General features: G+C 69.2%; 18 protein-coding genes. 8 read left to right on the forward strand and 10 right to left on the reverse strand.

Annotated features, from left to right (window positions below; translation table 11 throughout):
• Positions 1–136: 136 nt before the first annotated feature.
• The 4 genes from E2C05_RS13895 to E2C05_RS13910 form a co-directional block, all read right to left on the reverse strand.
• Positions 137–667 (reverse strand): VOC family protein, encoded by a 531-nt coding sequence (locus tag E2C05_RS13895; RefSeq protein WP_133220242.1) that lies wholly within the window; start codon positions 665–667, stop codon positions 137–139.
• A 105-nt stretch (positions 668–772) separates the two neighbouring features.
• Positions 773–1,621 (reverse strand): alpha/beta fold hydrolase, encoded by an 849-nt coding sequence (locus E2C05_RS13900; RefSeq protein WP_133220243.1) that lies wholly within the window; start codon positions 1,619–1,621, stop codon positions 773–775.
• A 182-nt stretch (positions 1,622–1,803) separates the two neighbouring features.
• On the reverse strand, positions 1,804–2,703 hold the full coding sequence (locus tag E2C05_RS13905; protein WP_133220244.1) for an NAD(P)-dependent oxidoreductase: 900 nt from the start codon (positions 2,701–2,703) through the stop codon (positions 1,804–1,806).
• A 158-nt stretch (positions 2,704–2,861) separates the two neighbouring features.
• Positions 2,862–3,164 (reverse strand): EthD family reductase, encoded by a 303-nt coding sequence (locus E2C05_RS13910; RefSeq protein ID WP_240046732.1) that lies wholly within the window; start codon positions 3,162–3,164, stop codon positions 2,862–2,864.
• A gap of 260 nt (positions 3,165–3,424) precedes the next feature.
• Between E2C05_RS13910 and E2C05_RS13915 the strand changes: the two genes are divergently transcribed.
• On the forward strand, positions 3,425–4,279 hold the full coding sequence (locus E2C05_RS13915; RefSeq protein ID WP_133220246.1) for a LysR family transcriptional regulator: 855 nt from the start codon (positions 3,425–3,427) through the stop codon (positions 4,277–4,279).
• Positions 4,280–4,833: 554 nt separating this feature from the next.
• Here E2C05_RS13915 and E2C05_RS13920 read toward each other — a convergent pair.
• The 5 genes from E2C05_RS13920 to E2C05_RS13940 form a co-directional block, all read right to left on the reverse strand.
• Entirely contained in the window at positions 4,834–5,160 is a 327-nt protein-coding gene (locus E2C05_RS13920; protein ID WP_133220247.1) for a hypothetical protein, read from the reverse strand.
• A 692-nt stretch (positions 5,161–5,852) separates the two neighbouring features.
• Entirely contained in the window at positions 5,853–6,053 is a 201-nt protein-coding gene (locus E2C05_RS13925) for a hypothetical protein (protein ID WP_158292114.1), read from the reverse strand.
• Positions 6,054–6,130: 77 nt separating this feature from the next.
• The gene (locus tag E2C05_RS13930; RefSeq protein WP_133220249.1) at positions 6,131–6,331 is read right to left on the reverse strand and encodes a hypothetical protein; all 201 of its coding nucleotides are present in this window, start codon (positions 6,329–6,331) and stop codon (positions 6,131–6,133) included.
• The gene (locus tag E2C05_RS13935; protein ID WP_205082823.1) at positions 6,328–7,521 is read right to left on the reverse strand and encodes a PepSY-associated TM helix domain-containing protein; all 1,194 of its coding nucleotides are present in this window, start codon (positions 7,519–7,521) and stop codon (positions 6,328–6,330) included. Before E2C05_RS13935 ends, E2C05_RS13930 begins: the two co-directional genes overlap by 4 nt.
• A gap of 5 nt (positions 7,522–7,526) precedes the next feature.
• Positions 7,527–9,674 (reverse strand): TonB-dependent siderophore receptor, encoded by a 2,148-nt coding sequence (locus E2C05_RS13940; protein WP_133220250.1) that lies wholly within the window; start codon positions 9,672–9,674, stop codon positions 7,527–7,529.
• Positions 9,675–9,976: 302 nt separating this feature from the next.
• On the opposite strand from E2C05_RS13940, the gene E2C05_RS35555 reads away from it, so the two are divergent.
• From E2C05_RS35555 to E2C05_RS13960, 4 genes are all read left to right on the forward strand, one after another.
• The gene (locus E2C05_RS35555) at positions 9,977–10,963 is read left to right on the forward strand and encodes a recombinase family protein (RefSeq protein ID WP_133220251.1); all 987 of its coding nucleotides are present in this window, start codon (positions 9,977–9,979) and stop codon (positions 10,961–10,963) included.
• Positions 10,964–11,774: 811 nt separating this feature from the next.
• The gene (locus E2C05_RS13950; protein WP_133220252.1) at positions 11,775–12,152 is read left to right on the forward strand and encodes a hypothetical protein; all 378 of its coding nucleotides are present in this window, start codon (positions 11,775–11,777) and stop codon (positions 12,150–12,152) included.
• Positions 12,131–12,364 (forward strand): hypothetical protein, encoded by a 234-nt coding sequence (locus tag E2C05_RS13955; RefSeq protein ID WP_133220253.1) that lies wholly within the window; start codon positions 12,131–12,133, stop codon positions 12,362–12,364. Before E2C05_RS13950 ends, E2C05_RS13955 begins: the two co-directional genes overlap by 22 nt.
• A gap of 25 nt (positions 12,365–12,389) precedes the next feature.
• Positions 12,390–13,751 (forward strand): LLM class flavin-dependent oxidoreductase, encoded by a 1,362-nt coding sequence (locus tag E2C05_RS13960; protein ID WP_133220254.1) that lies wholly within the window; start codon positions 12,390–12,392, stop codon positions 13,749–13,751.
• A 43-nt stretch (positions 13,752–13,794) separates the two neighbouring features.
• On the opposite strand, the gene E2C05_RS13965 is transcribed toward E2C05_RS13960, so the two are convergent.
• A complete protein-coding gene (locus E2C05_RS13965) occupies positions 13,795–15,003 on the reverse strand; it encodes an ABC transporter substrate-binding protein (RefSeq protein WP_133220255.1) in 1,209 nt (402 codons plus the stop codon).
• A 379-nt stretch (positions 15,004–15,382) separates the two neighbouring features.
• Between E2C05_RS13965 and E2C05_RS13970 the strand changes: the two genes are divergently transcribed.
• From E2C05_RS13970 to E2C05_RS13980, 3 genes are read left to right on the forward strand one after another with little or no spacing between them, the layout of a single operon-like run.
• Positions 15,383–15,796: a Rieske (2Fe-2S) protein gene (locus tag E2C05_RS13970; RefSeq protein ID WP_133220256.1), complete on the forward strand. Its 414-nt coding sequence runs from the start codon at positions 15,383–15,385 to the stop codon at positions 15,794–15,796.
• Between the two features lie 53 nt (positions 15,797–15,849).
• Positions 15,850–16,815, forward strand: a complete 966-nt coding sequence (locus E2C05_RS13975; RefSeq protein ID WP_133220257.1) for a carbohydrate ABC transporter permease — start codon at positions 15,850–15,852, stop codon at positions 16,813–16,815.
• Positions 16,815–17,663, forward strand: coding sequence for a carbohydrate ABC transporter permease (locus tag E2C05_RS13980; RefSeq protein ID WP_133220258.1), 849 nt, complete (start codon positions 16,815–16,817; stop codon positions 17,661–17,663). Before E2C05_RS13975 ends, E2C05_RS13980 begins: the two co-directional genes overlap by 1 nt.
• Positions 17,664–17,673 lie beyond the last annotated feature (10 nt).

The following is a 17,673-nucleotide window of genomic DNA, read 5'->3' on the forward strand; positions in this document are numbered from 1 at the left end:
GCTCGCCAAGGACTGGGAGTGCCTGAACCGGTCAGGCCTGTGCTTCCTGCGCTGGGCCTCCGTCCGCCTCATGCTGCGAAGGCTCTGCCAAACCAGAACATGATCCCGGACGGACTCTAAGGGTTTGGCGCCTTGGTCAGTCTTCGTCCTGCCACCTGCGAAGATCCGTCTGGTCACGATAGGCCATGCGGTCGGGCGTGGTGATGAACTCCATCGTCGTGCCCCATGGCATGCGGCAGTAGCAGACCTTGTTTCCAGCGCCTTTCTCTGTTCCATAGGGAATGGCGCGCGGCGCGGTAAGCGGGGTGCCTCCGGCCTTCTCGAAGCGCTCAACCGCCGCGTCGATGTCGTCGGTGTAGACACCGAAATGCGTGATGCCGAAGTCGCTGGCCCGGACCGGCCCGGCTTGATCGGGACCGTGCATTTCGAAGAGTTCGATGTCGGGTCCGGTTCCGATCTTGACCATCGCCTGCGCCCGCACGACCGTTCCCGGAAACGCGCCGACGGCCCGCTCGAATTCGGGCCCCTGGCGCGGGGGGTCCTGCGGTCCGAAGGACTGGTAGATCACCTGCCCGCCAAATGCTTCCACCAGGAACGACTTTGCCGCTTCGATATCGGGCACGGTGATGCCGATATGATTGACGCCGCGAATGACGGATGCGGTCATGATGGTCCTCACTGCTTGGCTGCTGGATTGGTCGTGCTCGCTGCGGGCGCGACTGGCCCGTAGCCCCGAGAACCTCCCGGCCCACGACGGCGCGGAAACCGGAACTCAGTTGGGCTTGACGAATTCGATCAGGGCGGCTGCGACTTCATCCGGTCGCTCGTCCGCCACGTAGTGGCTGCACCGCATGATTGAGCCGCCCGTCACGCTGGTGGCGAATTCCTTGAGCATCGGCACCATCTGTGCGCCGAACCGCTGGTCCCCACCCAGGCCAAGCACCGGAATCTCGAGCGGCTGCTTCTTGTACTCAAGGGCGGCCGCATGATCGGCGGTGAGGGTGCGATACCATTCCATGCCGCCACGCGTGCGGCCAGGAAGAGCCAGCGCCTTGGCGTAGATCTCGATATCCGCCGGATTGAAAGCGCTGTGATCGTAGAATCGCTCGGCCATGAAGGTCGACACATAGTCATATTCACGGCCATGGATCAGGCGCTCGGGTAGATCCCGGTTCATGTGGAAACCGAAGTGCCAGAGCCTGGCGATTGTCGCCTCCCATCCCGTCCAGCCGGGAAGCGGCACGTCTAGGACAGCCAGTCGGGTAACAGCCTGTCGATGCATGGCAGCCTGCGACAGGGCGACCATCCCACCGATGTCATGTCCGCACACGGCGTAGCGCCCATGCCCAAGGGCGACCATGACTTGGTGCGCGTCGCGCGCCATCGTCGCCTTGTCGTAGCCATCGAGCGGACAGTCGGAGAAGCCCGCACCGCGCAGATCCATGGCCACCACGCTGAAGTGCGCTGCCAGCAGCGGCATCACATGGTGCCATTCCCACCATGTTTCCGGCCAGCCGTGCAGCAGAAGGATCGGTGGGCCTGAGCCCCCCGTGACGACATTGATCCTGATGCCGTTCACCGGCATCAGCTGCTGTGTGAACCCCTTCAGGGTTGCAGTCATGATCGTGCTCCAGCCAGATGTTGACGTTGCAGCAAAGCCTGCGGCCAGCGCTCAGCGTTGATCGGAATCTATGGCGATGGGGACGTCGCGCGAGGTGTCGATATTGCTGCGGACGGCAGCCGGCATTCGCCTGGCGATCGCATGGGTGAAGCCGCTTGAGCAGCCTGTGGCGAGCCAGGCTCTCATGACGTGGTCGCCATCTTGCTTTTGGAGGGCGCCACGCTGCCGGAGCCGCGAACGGTCATGTCGGCCATGATCGACCAGTCCTTCTCGCCGAGACCCAGCGAGACGGCGTTGCCGAGCGCCTCGTGGACAGCTTCAAGCATCGGTAGCCTGCGTCCGATCCGGTTGCTGGCCTCTGTTGCCAGTCGCATGTCCTTGAAAGCGAGCTTGGCCTTGAAGCCCGGCTCGAAGGATCGTTCCCTGATCTGTGCGCTGTAGCTCTCATAGGCGCGGCCCGAGAACAGGGTGCCCAGGATGAGTTCGAAGAAATCCGCACGGTCGAGTCCGACGCTCTCAGTCAGCACGACACCCTCGGCCATTGCCTCGATCGCCATGGCGATCATCATGTTGCAGGCGAGCTTGGCCGCATTCGCCTGAGCAGGGCACTCCCCCAGCTTCCAGACCTTCTTGCCGAGTTGGGCGAGCAGCGGCGCGATCGCGGCAACCGCATCGCTCTTGCCGGCCACGAGGATGTTGAGCTGGCCACTCGCCGCCACGTTCGGTCGCCCGAGGACGGGTGCGGACACATAGCCAAGGCCTGCCTCCTCGTGCTGCAGCGCCAACTCCCGCGCGAAAGCGACCGAGATGGTCGACGTGACGACATGGGTCAGCCCTGATTGCGCGCCTGGCAGAAGGCCGGCATCGAGGATGACCTCTCGAATGGCCGCGTCATCGGACAGCATCGTGAAGACGGCATCAGCCTGGAATGCGTCAGCTGCACGCTCGACAAGAGCCAAGCCAGGCACGTCATCCTGCGCGAGCTTGCTCCGGTTCCAGGCCCGCACGTCATGACCGGCTTTCACGAGGTTCAGCGCCATGGCCGAGCCCATGCTGCCGAGACCGACAAATCCGACCTGCATCTCCGATATCCTGTTGTTCAGATGTGAGGTGAGCTCAAGATGAGACGCAGGGTGCAGGGTGATCGTCAGGCTGAGATCTACGCCGATGGATTGGCGGGAGTCGATGCGAAGACCTGCGACATCGGCGACCCTGCAGTCGACAGGCACCGGTGCGCCGGTCAGAGCGGCGTCACGATGCCGCGCTGCGGCTTGACTGCGGTGACGGTGTCGACGTCCGCCATGACCCGAGTGGTCTCTGGCGAGTTGAGCGCCGCTCCCATGGCGGCTTCGTCGCGGAAGGTGACGATCCCAACCGCGATGAGCCCGGCGCCGTCACCGTCCGGAAAGAACCCGCCAGCGCTGATCAGCCCATAAGGTCCCCAGCTTTCTCGCACGAGCGGGAAGTGCACATTGATCCAGTAGTCGCGGTCGAACGGCGTTTGCTCATCGCCCCTATAGGTCACAAGCATCGTGATCATCATCGAAGTCCTCATTTGCGAGCGCAGAGGCGAACGACGGCGCTCTGTGACCGATCCGGAAGATCGTTCTGTTCAGTCCAAGCGAGCTTCCTTTGGGTCTCGCAGCCGAGTTCACGGTCTTCGATCGAAGCGCCCCTCCCCCTGGGCCGACGTATCCACAGGATGTCGCGTCGGCAGTTGACGGCGATAACCTAGGCGCTTGGAATTGTTCTGCGAGTTACACAGATGTACTTTCGCTGTTCAGTTTTGTGCGGGTGATCGCGATGGAATGGAGTGACGTCAGGATCTTCCTTGCTGTTGCGCGGTACGGCACGCTCGGCGGCGCCGCGCGGCATCTTCAAACGAGCCATCCGACTGTTGGCAGGCGCCTGCGCGCACTTGAGCAGGCGATCGGTCACACGCTCTTCCAGCGCACGGCGGACGGCCTTGTCCTGACCGACGAGGGCCACGAGATCGTCGCGCTGGCCGAGCAAATGGAAGAAGGCGCGTTGGCCATGGAGCGCCGGCTCGCGGGTCAGGAGCAGAGCCTCAAGGGCAACCTGCGCATTTCATCGACGGACTGGTTCGGAGCCTATGTCCTGCCGCCCATCCTGGCGGAGTTCTCGGACGCCTACCCCAATGTCGACGTCGAAATCCTGACCGGCACGCGCCGCTTCAGCCTCGCCCAGCGGGAGGCCGACGTCGCTTTCCGTACCGTGCCCTTCGACACTGCCGATGTCGTTCAGCGGCGACTCTTCAGGCTCGAATACGGCGTCTACATCGCCGAGGAGGCGCCTGATCCGAAACATGGCGATGGGTCTGGTATCCGGCTGATCATCCCATCCACGCGCCACTTTCCCGACATCGCTTGGCTCATCGACAGTTTCCCCAACGCAAGGCCGGTCCTGCGATCGAACAACCGCAACGTCCAGGGGCGCATGTGCAGTCAAGGCGTCGGGATCGCTGTCCTGCCCCGCGTTGTCGGCGACCAGATCCCGGGTATCCGCAAGCTGGAACTGCCGACGCCGCCGCCAGGCAGGGACGTTTGGGTGGGATACCACCGCGACCTGCGGCGGCTCGAGCGTCTGCGCGCGTTCCTCTCGACGGTATCGGGCCATCTTGCGAACGCGACCTCATGAGTACCGGAAGTCATGCGGCGGATCCGCGTGTCGCGACAACCCAGGTTGCGGGGCAGACCACGCGTCATGCTCCGCATCGCCGGTTTGGCCAGCATGGGGGCGACAAGTCCGGGGAATGGTATGCTGGCGGTGGTGTCGGATCCGATGATGATGATGTACCTGCATTCAGACATCAGGCAGGATGCTTCGATGCTGCGGAAACACGCGCCCTGCATGTTGACGTTGATCAGGCGGCCGACCTCGTCGGCAACGATGACAAGCGGATTGCCGACGACCAACGGGTCGACATTGTAGACGAAGATGGCGTTCGGGCGGTCGTCGCGGATCCCCGCAATCGGCTCGTCGCGCCTGCCCGGCGCGCCTGGCCAAAAAAGGGCACCAGAGGGGGCTGGACTCTAGCTCCTGCCACCGAGCGGGTGAGAAACCGAAGCCTCAAGCCCAGGCCTCGGAGTCCTTGTGGGATGTCCTCGAGGTATACTCCGTGTGCCGGGCCGATCATGGGCGTTGTGGCAAGGGCGGCTGCTGCAAGGGGGAACTGCTGGGTGCCGAGAGCATCAACGCAATGTCGTCTGATGGGTCGGTTCGTTGTACGTGCCGGAGTGAGGTGGCAGCGGCGTCGGGGGGTCGATGCAGATCTCGCATTTGCATCCCGCGGCCTCCAATCGCATGGCGAGCGGCAGGGCCGGCATGACGGCGACAGGATTCAGCCAGTCCGCCGGAACATCCAGGGCGCCCAGGACGTCGTCGCGCTGGAGGGACCCGAGGGCGGCGAGCAGCGCCTTTCCGTCCTGACCGAACTGGGGACAGGGTCGGCGGCGGATGCTGATCAGGCGCCGAATGCCCCGGTGGAGTGCGCCGCAGGCGTGCATGGCCTCGTTCAATAGTTCCCCCGCGCGCAGACGGCGTGCCAGTCGGGCGAGGCGGCGCCATCGGGACGATGCGCGGCGGCCCAGATGCCCAGGACCGCGACGTAGAATGGCGTTCCCGGCTCAAGATCCCGTACGGGCCGGCGTTCTTCGGCCTCCTGGCGGGGCACGCAGACGGCGATGGCGCTATGCCACGGCATCTGGTCCGGTCAGGGCACGTTGCCCGGCGGCGGCCGGTCGGACCACGGACGCAGGCCGTTCGGCAACGGCGCGACCGGCGCCCTGCCCCGGTCGGGCGCGCGGGCGCCGGGGTGGTGGCTCGGTCCCGCGTCAGCAGGGCCACCAGTGAGGCGGTGCCCAGCGAATGGTGTTGGACCCTGCGGGTTGCCGCCGTCGATGACGGGTCGACAGGGACAGCGGCCAGGGCGTCGCGCCCCTGCCTCCGCTTTGGCGGGGCTGGCCAGCAGGCGCGGCCGGGGCGCGAGCGGGGCCGCGAGGAACCACGCCTCGAACCCCTGCAGCGGGCCGAGGGCGAACCGACGCCTATCCTGGCGGAGGCGTGGTCCCACCGCGCCTCCGCGACCAGGCTGGCCTCTCTGCCCTGGAGCGAGCCGCGCGACGTTGAGCAGACGCTGCTCATCAGCGGTGAGCCGCGGGCCATGCGGGCAGCCGATCGTTGCCGGCCGGCCAGCGGTGCAGGCCGCGCCCTACATGAGCATGTCGAGCGACGCCGCCGGCGGCGGGATGCCGGCCGCCGCCATGCGCTCTCCGAGACGTGGCTGCGGATCCCAGTCCTGCCGCAGGTCGGCGCGCCAGCCGCGCATTCCGTCGTGTGGGTGGGTCTCGGCCGGTTCCAGCGCCTGAACCGCGCTGGGATGGCCGCGCCGCAGGCGTGGCACGAAGGGCATGATGCGGCTGATGAGCTTGCGCCCGGGTGCCGTTCGGCAGCAGTGAATGTGACATGCGAATGCGCCGCACCGGCAAGTCAGGCTCGCCGGGGCCGCTCCGGCAACCCGCGCCGCGGCTGGCGACGGGACCGCCCCAGCCACCATGCGGCCACCAGCGGACCGACCAGGGCGAGGCTCGCCAGCAGGTCCCAGGCGCCGTCCGCCAGCAGCCCGACAAGAAGGCCGCCGGCGGCGAGCAGCGCGAGCACCGCCGGTACGCGCCAGGTCGGCGAGATCACCGCGTGCCACCCCGCCGGCCGGCCCACCACAGCCACAGGCCGCTGCCGAGAACGACGATGGTGACCAGGTCCAGCACCGCCCAGGCAAGCTTCAGCGGCAGCCCGCCATAGTCGCCGAAATGCAGCGGCTGCGAGAGCAGCAGCGCCTGCACGTACCAGGGCATCGGCCGCAGGTCGGTCAGCACGCCCGTCTCCGCCTCGACCAGCGCCGGGATGAACAGCCGGTGCGTCAGCGGCGTGTCGCCACGCAGGTAGACGCCGTAGTGGTGGCCGCTGGTGAACATGGTCTGCGGCCAGGCGACGAAGAAGGGCTGCCGGCCGGGCGCCGCCGCCCGCGCCGCATCCACCGCCGCCTGCACCGAACCGGGCGCCGCCACCGGGTCCTGGCCCCGCCAGGGCGCCGTCATCGCGGCCAGCTGGTCGGCACGCCAGACCGCCAGCACCTGCTCGGCCAGCGTGTTCACCACGCCGGTGGCGCCGACCACCAGCGCCCAGCTCAGCGTGACCACGCCGAGGATGTTGTGCCGGTCCAGCCAGCGCAGCCGCGCGGAGCGGCCGCGCCGCACCGCGCCGAAGCCGCCATGCCGGGCGAAGGGGCCGTAGAGCACCGCGCCCGAGACGATGGCGAGGAGGAAGAGCAGCCCCATGCCGCCGAGGAAGAGCTTGCCCGGGATGCCGGCGAAGAGGTCGGTGTGCAGCCGCAGCATCCAGTACAGGAAGCCCTCGCGGTCGCGTGGCTCCCCCAGCACGCGGCCGGTGCGGGCATCCACCAGGACGGTCGTCAGAGCATCCGGCGACGCGCTGGGCGAGGGCGCCAGGCTGAGCCGGAGGATGGCCGGGTCCTCCTCCCAGATCAGGTACTGCACCACCTCCCCCGGCCGCTGCGCCTGCGCCGCGGCCACCACCGCGTCGAGGTCGGCGGGCGGCGTGCCCGGCGGCAGGTCGGGCGCGGCAATGGCATGGCCGAGCAGGTCGCCTAGCTCGTCGTGGAAGATCAGCGGCAGGCCGGTGAGGCAAAGCAGTAGCAGGAAGACCGTGCAGGCCAGGCTGGACCAGGTGTGCAATCGGGACCAGAGCCACAGTCGACGCGCCGCGCCGCTGCCGAGCCGCGCCGGCGCCGCCGCCGGCGTCGCGGGCCTGCCCGGCGCTTTGCCCTCGCCGGCGTCGAGCGGCGCGGCGTGGTCCGCCACCCGCCTCACCACCGCTTCACCAGGCTGGCCAGCACGGTGCGGCGGTTGCCGTAGAAGCAGGCGGTGTCGCTGGTGCAGCGCGACACATAGGCGGTGTCGAACAGGTTGTTGGCGGTGACGGCGACCTGCGTCCCCTCCAGCTCCCGTCCCAGCCGGCCCAGGTCGTAGCGCAGCGCCGCATCCATCAGCGTGACCGAGGGCACGACGTCGTGGGCCGCGTTGCCCGTCGTGCTGTTGCCGAGGAAGCGGATGCCCGCACCGAGGCCGAGGCCGGCGATCCGCCCCGCCTCCTCGCCGAAGGCCTTGTCAGCATAGAGCCCGGCGCCCCAGGCCGGCACGCCCGCCGGCCGATTGCCGACTTCCTGCGGTGCGCCCTTGGTGATCTCGGCATTCAGGTAGGTCACGGAGCCGATGAGGTTCAGCCCGCGCGGCAGCGCCGCCACACCCTCGAACTCGACGCCGCGCACGCGGATTTCGCCGGTCTGCACCTGGAAAAGGGCGTTGCTGGGATCGGTGGTCAGGCTGTCCGCCTGGGTGATCTGGAAGGCCGCGGCCTGGACGAAGCTGTCGAGGCCGGGCGGCTGGTACTTCACGCCGGCCTCGAACTGTTCGCCGCTGCGGGGGCGGAAAGCGCGGCCGGCGATGTCGGTGCCGGGCGTCGGGAGGAAGGAGGTGGACCAGCTCGCATAGGGGGCGAGACCATTCGCCGCGAGATAGACGAGGCCGACGCGCGCGGTCGTCGCGCTGTCGTTCTGCCTTTCCGTACCGCCAGCGATGCGATTCAGGGTGCTGCTGTCCACCCAGTCCTGCCGCAGGCCGGCGGTCAGCACCCAACGCTCGCCCAGCCGCACCTGGTCCTGGGCATAGAGACCATACTGCGCCGTGCTCTGGCGCGTGTTGGTACCCGCCGAAGGGAGGGGCACCGGCGAGCCGTAGGCCGGGCGGAAGACGTCGAGCGAGGGGGCCGGACCGAAGGCCTGCGGATTGGAGATCCGTACCGTCGAATAGTCGAAGCCCGCCAACAGCGTGTGTGCCAGCGGCCCGGTGCGGAAACGGACGTCCGCCTGGTTGTCCACCTGGAAGCGGTCGATGTCGGGGTTGGAGACGAAGCCGATGCGCGACAGCGTCCGCTCGTCGTCCAGCAACCCGGTGCCGACGGTCTGCCGCCAATTGATCCCGGAATGCGACCAGCGGAGGTTCTGCCGGATCGTCACCGCCTCGCCCAGCCGCCGCTCGAACTCGCTGCCCAGGCCCCATTGCGTGATGTCGTACTTGTCGAAGCGCGGCTCGCCGACGAAGCGCCGGGTCGGAATGCGGCCGAAGGCGGTCTCCCTGACCGTGCCGAGATAGGGGAGGAATTGCGCGCCCTGCGTCCGGTCCCGCTGGTAGTAGGCGAGCAGGGTCAGCCGCGTGTCGTTGTCCGGCCTCCAGGTGAGCGCGGGCGCGAGGTAGGCGCGGTCGGCATTGATCTCGTCCACTTGGGTGTCGGAGAGGCGCCCCAGCGCTGTCAGGCTGTATGACCAGCTGCCATCGCGGGTCAACGGCCCGCTGCTGGTGCCGGCCGCCTGCAGCCTGCCATGGCTGCCGGCGCTCAGCCGCATCTCGCCCTGTGGCGTCAGGGTCGGCCGGCGGGAGACCTGGTTGACCAGCCCGCCCGGCTGGATCTGGCCGTAGAGCACCGAGGCCGGGCCGCGCAGGATCTCGAAGCGCTCCAGGCCATAGGTTTCGAGCGAGCCGGCGGCGAAGCCGACGGAGTAGCGCAGCCCGTCGAGGTAAAGCCCATTGTCCACCGCGTCGAAGCCGCGCAGCAGCAGGAAATCGGCGCGCGGGTCGGGGCCGTAGGATTCGGCGCGGAGACCTGTCTGATAGCGCACCGCTTCGCCCAGCGTCTGCGCCTGCAGCAGGTCCACCGTGGCCCGTGGGACGACGGAGACGGATTGCGGCACCTCGCGCAGCGGCGCGTCACTCTTGGTGCCGGCGCTGGCCTCGGTGGCGACAACGCCGCGCGCCGGCTCGGGGGAGCCTACCGGCGGGCGGCCTGAGACGTCGATCTCCGGCAGGCTGATGGTGCCGTCTTGCGCCATGGCCGGCGCGGCGAAGACGAGGACGATCAGGGCAGCGGGGCGGGACAGGAGGCACGATAGGCGCGGCAAGGCAGGAATCTCCCGACGATTTTGGCTAACCGCTAATGCGAGTCATTCTCAATTACAAGTCACGGTGCCGTCGCCGCGTGCCGCGGCCGTCCGTCCAGCGCGGTTTCCGTTCGCCATGGCTCACGGCAACCGCGCCGGTCTTTTCAATCGACGAGCATCTTCACCCGATCGGGTGGTTCCACCTGATCGGGATCTGCTCTTAGCCAACCCTATCGGGCCAGCCCTGAAACGTCCGGCAACCCTGGCGCAGCGATGGGAAGCCGGACGCACGCGAGTCTGGACAGCAGGGCGGAGAGGTGCGGGTGGCGGCGATCGGCTACGCTTGGGTGAGCCCGGCGGACCAGGATCTCGCGCTGCGAATGGACGCCTTGCACATCGCGGGTTGCGCCAAGGTGTTCGAGGACCGCGCCTCCGGCGCCCGCGCAGACCGGGCCGGGTTGCAGGCGACGCTGGACTACGCGCGCGAGGGCGACGTGCTGGTCACCTGGACGTTGGACCGCCTGGGGGGCTCGCTGCCGCACCTCATCGAGACCGTGGCGGCGCTGGCGCGGCGCGACGTCGGGTTTCGCGCGCTGGCCGAGGCGATCGATACCACCGTGCCCGGCGGGCGGCTGGTGTTCCGTCTCTTTGCCGCGCTCGGGCAGTTCGGGCGCGACCTGATCCGCGAGCGCACCCGCGCCGGCCTGGCCGCCGTCGCGACGCGCGGCCGGACCGGCGGGCGCAAGCCGGTGATCACCGGCGAGACGCTGCGGCGGGCCAGGGCGCTGGTGGCCAAGGGCCTGAGCGTGCGCGACGCCGCGGCGCGGCTGAAGATCGGCAGGGCCGCGCTCTACGAGGCGCTGCGGACGGCCGGCGCAGGCCAGGAAGCGTTCGCGCCTGCCGCCTTTCCCTGGAACGCCAGGACCCCCGCACCCTCGGCATGGGATTGCAAGGATCGAGGCACGCGCCGCAGGGCAGGGCAATGCCCCTTGGGCGTGCGGCCCGGTCGTTGCAGCCTAACGCCGGTTGCCGGGGTGGGTCGGTTCATGATCGGCGGGCGGGCAGACGGTCACCCGGCCACCCTGCGCCTGGAACTCCGTGACGAGGCGCGCGGCCTCCGCGTCGCTGGGCGGATCGCCGGCAGCCCTGGCGCGGGCAGACTGGTCCGCGACCATCTTGGCCAGGCGCATGCGCTCGCGGACCGCATCGGCCCGCGTCGATGCTGCGGGCGAGGTGTCGGCTTTGTCGTTGTCCATGGTGGTCGGATACCGCGTCGCATTCGACTTTGCCACCAGACGCAAGTCACCTGACCGTCAGGATGGTCCCGCGGTTGCCATGGACGGGGGCTGTATCCGGCGCCGGACGCGACCGCGTACCGGTTGCGAATTGCCGGCCCGGACGCCGGTACGCGAGAAGCCCCGTGCCTCCGGGGTCAGGTCACGGGGCTCTTGCGTGCGCCCGCCGCGGGGGCGGGCAGGGGTGTGGCGACCTTGGCGGGTCGCCGGCGCCTTGCCGGACCCGGCGCCGCTGCCCGAGGACGCGCGCCTGGAGAGCGCGGAACGCGGGCAGCCGCGCGAAGCGGAACAGATAGTCGCCATGTGTCAGGTCGCCGTGGCAGCCGGCGCAGACCAGCCAGCCATGCTCCGGCCGGCTCAGGCCGCGATGGAAGGCGTGGTCGAACTCGGCGCCGGCGACGGGCCGGTTGGCCGCAGCAGGGACACCGGCCGCGATAGGGCGCGGCCGCCATCGCCCGGATGATGCTGGCCCGGTTCACGGTGGAGAAGACCCGCCTCTGCCCCAGCAGGAGCTGCTGGCTCGAGAGGGTGAGGAACATCAGGTCCGCCGCGTGCCGGTCGAGCCTGTCGAGCCGGCGCTGGATGCGATGGAGCTGGCGGACGATCCGCGCCAGCGGATCGGGGTCCTCCATGCGGGGCGCCAGGTGCCGCGCCAGGGCGGCGCCGCACCCGCGGTGCAGGGCCGGGCCTCTCGCCGACCAGGCGTGGTGATGCCGCCACGATCATTCAATAACGAGGCGACATAACCATGCGTCTTTGTCGCGGGACCCGGCGCCGGCGCCGGTGACGGCTCGACGGGCCCGCCGCGCCGCCCCAGCGTCTGGCCATGACCACCGATCCCACCCCCTTCGCCCCGGCGGAGCGCGCGTTCATCCGCCGTGAGTCCGGCCAGCGCTTCGGCCAGGATCCAGCGCTCGCCAACGGGATCTTCCTCCGGGTCTGGGGTGCCGGGCCGCAGGCGGGGCAACCCAAGGTGCCCCAGGCCATGGAAGGGCTGCTGGCGCGCGGGCTGGTGGCGCTGTCGCCCGAACCGCCCAGCATCCTGGGCACGCGGGCCCACTTCACGGCCGCCGGGCTGGAGGCGCTGTGCCGCTTGCCGCGGGACCGGCGGGCGATGGATCCGGAGCGCTTCGGCCACCTGCGCCGCGAACGCGTCCTCGATCCGCCCGGGGAGGACGCGGCGTGGGCGGCACCCAGATCCTGATCGAAGAGCGATCGGCCGCGCGGCATGGCAGGGCCGATCGCGATGCGCGCCGAGTACGCAGCGACATCGCACGCCTTGCTGGGCGCCTCACGCAATTCCGCCGCATGCCGACCCGCCACCAACAGCGCACCGCAGACGACCTGGCCATGGTTGCCATCGGCGTGCCGCTGCCTCACGGCGGTGGATCCGGTCGCGCGTACGCCCTAGCCTGAACCGCTGGGAGAGGGAACCTTCGCCATGCCGCGCGAGATCTTGTTCAACGCCTTCGCCATGAACACGGTTGGGCACCTTTCCCCCGGGCAATGGCGCAACCCGCGCGACCGCAGCGGCGCCTATAACCGGCTCCGCACCTGGACCGACCTGGCCCTGACGCTGGAGCGCGGGTTGTTCGACGGGTTGTTCATCGCCGATGTGATCGGCGCCTACGACGTCTATGGCGGCAGCCCCGCCGGCGCGCTGCGCAACGCGGCGCAGTTGCCGATCAACGATCCGATGATGCTGGTCAGCGCCATGGCGCATGTCACACGGCACCTGGGCTTCGGCGTGACGGCAAACCTGACCTGGACCTCGCCCTTCCTCCTTGCTCGCACCTTCTCGACGCTGGATCACCTGACCGAGGGCCGCATCGGCTGGAACATCGTCACCGGCTACCTGGACAGCGGCGCCCGCGCGCATGGCCTCGGCGGCCTCATCGCGCATGATGACCGCTACGCCATGGCCGAGGAGTACATGGAGGTCTGCTACAAGCTGTGGGAGGGCAGCTGGGAGGACGGCGCCGCGCTGCGCGACGCGGCCACCGGCGTCTTCGCCGACCCGGCGCGCGTGCACACCATCCGGCATGAGGGCAGGCACTACCGGCTGGACGCGATCCATTCCTGCGAACCCTCGCCGCAGCGTACGCCCTTGCTGTACCAGGCCGGGACCAGCGTCGCGGGCCGGGGCTTCGCGGCAAGGCATGCGGAATGCGTCTTCGTGTCCGGCCCGAACGCCGAGGTCATCCAGCGGCGCACGCAGGAACTGCGCGCGGCCGTGGCCGAAGCCGGGCGCGACCCCGCCGACCTCAAGGTGTTCAGCCTGCTGACCGTGATCGTGGCCGGCACGCGCGCCGAGGCCGAGGACCGCCACGCCGAGGCGCTGCGCTACGCCAGCCCCGAGGGTTCGCTGACGCTCATGGCGGGTTGGACCGGCCTCGACCTGTCCGGCTACGCGCTGGACCAGGAGATCCGCTACATCGAGAAGGAGGGCTACCGCACGATGCTGGAGAACATCACGCGCGCCGACCCGAACCGTACCTGGACCGTGCGCGACGTGGCCGAGCATTGCGCCGTGGGTGCCATCGGCCCGGTGGTGGTAGGCGACGCTAAGGGGGCGGCCGATGCGGTGGAGGACTGGATGGAACGGACCGGCGTCGACGGGCTGAACCTGGCCTATGCCGTGCTGCCCGAGACCTTCGAGGCGATCGCCGATCACCTCGTGCCGGAGCTACAACGGCGTGGCCGCTACAAAGGCGCCTATGCGCCCGGCACGATGCGCGCGAAGCTGTATGGCCGGGACCGACTGCAGATGCCGCATCCGGCAGCAGGGTTCCGGGCGAGCTGATGCGCCGGCATTGTCAAGAACCTGACGATGCCCGGCGGCGCCGTCACGGCTTCACCAGCGGGCAGGCCGGGTCGAGCGGCTTGAAGGCCTGCTCCGCCGGCACCGTCGCCAGCACCTTGTAGAGATCCCAGGGTCCGGTGGACTCGGCCGGCGTCTTCACCTCCACCAGGTAAAGGTCATGGACGTGCCGGCCATCGGCCCGCACGCGGCCGTTCCGCGTGAACACGTCGCTCACCGGCAACTCGCGCATCTTCGCCGCCACCGCCATCGCCTCGTCCGTGCCGGCGGCCTCGATCGCCTTCAGGTAGTGCCGCACCGCGCTGTAGACCCCGGCCTGGTACTGGCTGGGCGGCGTGCCGCGGTTGCGCTCGGCGAAGCGCTTGGCGAAGGCCCGCGTCGCCTCGTCCATGTCCCAGTACCAGGCCTCCACCGTCACCACGCCCTGCGCCGTGGCGAGGCCGAGCGCCTTGATGTCGTTGATGTTGACGAACATGCCGGCCAGCCGCTGGCCCTGCCGCGTCAGCCCGAACTCGCCGGCCTGCTTGATGGCGTTGATCGTGTCCGTCCCGGCATTGGCCAGCGCCACCACCTGCGCGCGGGACGCCTGGGCCTGCAGCAGGAAGGAGGAGAAGTCGGCGGTGTTCAGCGGGTGCCGGGCATGGCCCAGCGCCTGCCCGCCATTCGCCTTCACCACGGCCTCCGACCCGCGCTCGAGCGCGTAGCCGCCCTCGTAATCCACCGTCAGGTAGTACCAGCTCCGCCCGCCCTGCTGCATCACCGCCTTGGTGGTGCCGGAGGAGAGCGCGTAGCTGTCCGAGGTCCAGTGGAAGCCGACCGGCGAGCACTGCCGCCCCGTCAGCTCCGTCGTGGAGGCGGAGCTGTTGATGATGATTCGGCTCCGCTCCCGCCCCACCTGCTGCACCGCCAGCGCGACCGAGCTGTTGGGCATGTCGATGATCATGTCCACGCGGTCGGTGTCGATCCAGCGCCGGGCAAGGGAGGCGCCGACATCCGGCTTGTTCTGGTGGTCGCCGGCGACGACCTCGGCCGGCCGGCCGAGCACGCGGCCGCCATGGTCCTCGATGGCCAGGCGGGTGGCGAGCACCGAGCCGGGACCGGCGAAATCGGCATAGGGGCCGGAGAGGTCGGTCAGCACGCCGATGCGCACCACCTCGTCCGAGACTTGCGCCGCGGCGATTCCGGGCGCGAGCATGAGCACGAGCGCAGCGGCCGCGCCCTTCCAGTTGGACATGGCTTCCTCCTGTGCGGTCCCGGCGCGTCAAGCCGCGCGCCTTGCCGGGGAAGCCTATACCCCGCCGGGAGCGGCGCAAGCGGCAGGCTAGGGCGCATGCCGGTCCGCCTATTGATCCGGCCTGCTTCGGCCTCGAGGACCGGCAGGGCCTGTCCAGGGTGCGGTAACGCGTCTCGCAAGCGGCCGGGGACGGCCAAAATCCCGTCGCGTCATGGAGCGACCATGGCGGCACCATCAGGCCGAAACCGCTGCGGCCACGACCGGCCGCTCGCGGGATGGTGGTTCGAGGCAGGGGAGGCGTGACAGGATCGGGTTGCGAGGATGCGGCGGGGATCGCTAGCATTCCCAGCAACGAGAGATTTGGGGGAGGAGGGTCCACATGGCGAAGCATGTGGTGGCCGCCGTATCCGAATTGCCGCCGGGCAGTCGCAGGCTGACTACACTGCGCGGCCGTCCCGTCGCCGTGTTCAACCTGGATGGCGAGTATTTCGCGCTGGTGAACCGCTGCCCGCACCAGGGCGCCGGGCTGTGCGAGGGCGAGGTCACGGGCCTGGTCACCGCCGACGGCCCGGGCCGCTACCGGCTGGACCGCCCGGGCGAGATCATCCGCTGCCCCTGGCATGGCTGGGAATTCGACATCCGCACCGGCCAGTCCTGGTGCGACCCGGCCCGCATCCGCACCAAGCAGTATCCGGTGGAAGTCGCGCCCGGCACCAGCGTGGTGAAGGGCCCCTATGTCGCCGAGACGCTCTCCGTCACGGTCGAGGAGGACTACGTCGTCGTGGACGTCTGACGCGCGCGCAAGGCATCGGCGCCGGGCCAACCGGCGGCCGGAGGGGAGGAGGCATGAGCGAGATCAGCGGGGCCGCGCCGAGGCCCCTTGTCGGCCTGTCCGAAGCCCCGGCGGCGCGTGGGTTGCCCGCCGCGCCCGTCGGGCGCGGGTTGCAACGGGCGCCGCTCGACCGCTTCTTCCTGCCGCTGGCGGTGGGCCCGACCTTCCTGGTGATGGTCGCGGTCTTCGGCTTGCCGCTGCTCTTCTCGCTCTGGCTGGCGCTGACCGGCTGGTCGCCGCAGCAGGGGCTGTTCGGCGGCGAATTCGTCGGCCTGGCGAATTTCGAGGACCTGCTGTCCGACCGCGTCTTCATGGCCAGCCTGGGCGTCACCTTCGGCTTCACCGCCGCGGCCGTCCTGGCGCAGATGCTGCTGGGCCTCGGCATCGCCATGCTCCTGAACCTCGACCTGCCGGGCATGCGCGGCTTCCGCACCGCGCTGGTGCTGCCGATGATGGTCACGCCCATCGTCGGCGCGCTGTGCTGGAAGCTGCTGCTGGACCCCAACCATGGCGTGGTGAACCACTGGCTGGGCACCCGCATCGTCTGGCTGGGGGTGCCGGAGACCGCGCTGGTCGCGGTCTGGCTGGTGAATGTCTGGCACAGCACGCCCTATGTCGCGCTGATCCTGCTGGCGGGGCTGCGGTCGCTTCCCCACGAACCGCACGAGGCGGCCGAGATCGACGGCGCCAGCCGCTGGCAGGTGTTCCGCCATGTGACGCTGCCGCTGCTGCAGCCCTTCCTGCTGGTGGCGCTGCTGCTGCGGACGATCTTCGAGTTCCGCGCCTTCGACAACGTGTACGCCATGACCGGCGGTGGCCCGGCCAATGCCACCATGCTGCTGTCCATGTTCACCTACCTAACCAGCTTCGTGCGCTTCGATTTCGGGCTGGGGGCGGCGGCGGCCTGGCTGATGCTGCTGATGAGCATGGCCATGTGCCTGGTCTTCATTGCCGTGCTGCGGCGCGGGGGGCCGCGCTGATGGCCATCGTCACGGGATCCCGCCGCACCCGGCGCCTGCGCACCGCGCTGGCCTATCTGGCGCTGGCGGCGCTGGTCGCCTTCTTCCTGTTCCCGCTGCTCTGGATCCTCGGCCTCTCGCTGAAGACCCGGGCGCAGACCTTCGCCGACACGCCAGTCTGGCTGTGGTGGCCGACCTTCGAGCACTATGCCGATGTGCTGTTCCGCAAGGACTTCCTGAAGGCCTTCCTGAACACCCTGATCGTCTCGTTCAGCGCGGTGCTGCTCTCGCTCTGCGTGGGCGTGCCGGCCGCCTATGCCTTCGCGCGCTTCCCCTTCCGCGGCGGCAATGCGCTGTTCTTCTCCCTGCTGGTGATGCGCATGCTGCCGCCGGTCGCGGTGCTGGTGCCGATGTATGTCATCCTCAGCGATATCGGCCTGACCACCACGCATCTCAGCGTGGTGCTGGCCTACACCACCTTCAGCCTGCCGCTGGTGGTCTGGGTGATGCGCGGCTTCTTCGACGACCTGCCGGTGGAGGTGGAGGAATGCGCCTGGATCGACGGCGCGACTCGCCGCCAGGCCTTCCAGCGCGTGGTGCTGCCGCTGGCCAAGCCGGGCATGGTCGCCTCCGCCATCCTCTGCCTGCAGCTCGCCTGGAATGACTTCCTGTTCGCCGCGGTGCTGACCAACAACGACACCCAGACCCTGCCGGTGCTGATGGCCGGCTTCACCGGCGGCGATTCCGGCGTGGACTGGGGGCCGATGACGGCCTCCGGCGTGCTCGTCATCCTGCCGGTGATCGTCTTCTCCTTCATGGCGCAGAAGCATCTGGTCGCCGGGCTCTCCTCCGGCGCGGTCAAGGGCTGAACCAACAACC

It is taken from the genome of Paracraurococcus ruber, assembly GCF_004353985.1.
Lineage (GTDB): Bacteria > Pseudomonadota > Alphaproteobacteria > Acetobacterales > Acetobacteraceae > Paracraurococcus > Paracraurococcus ruber.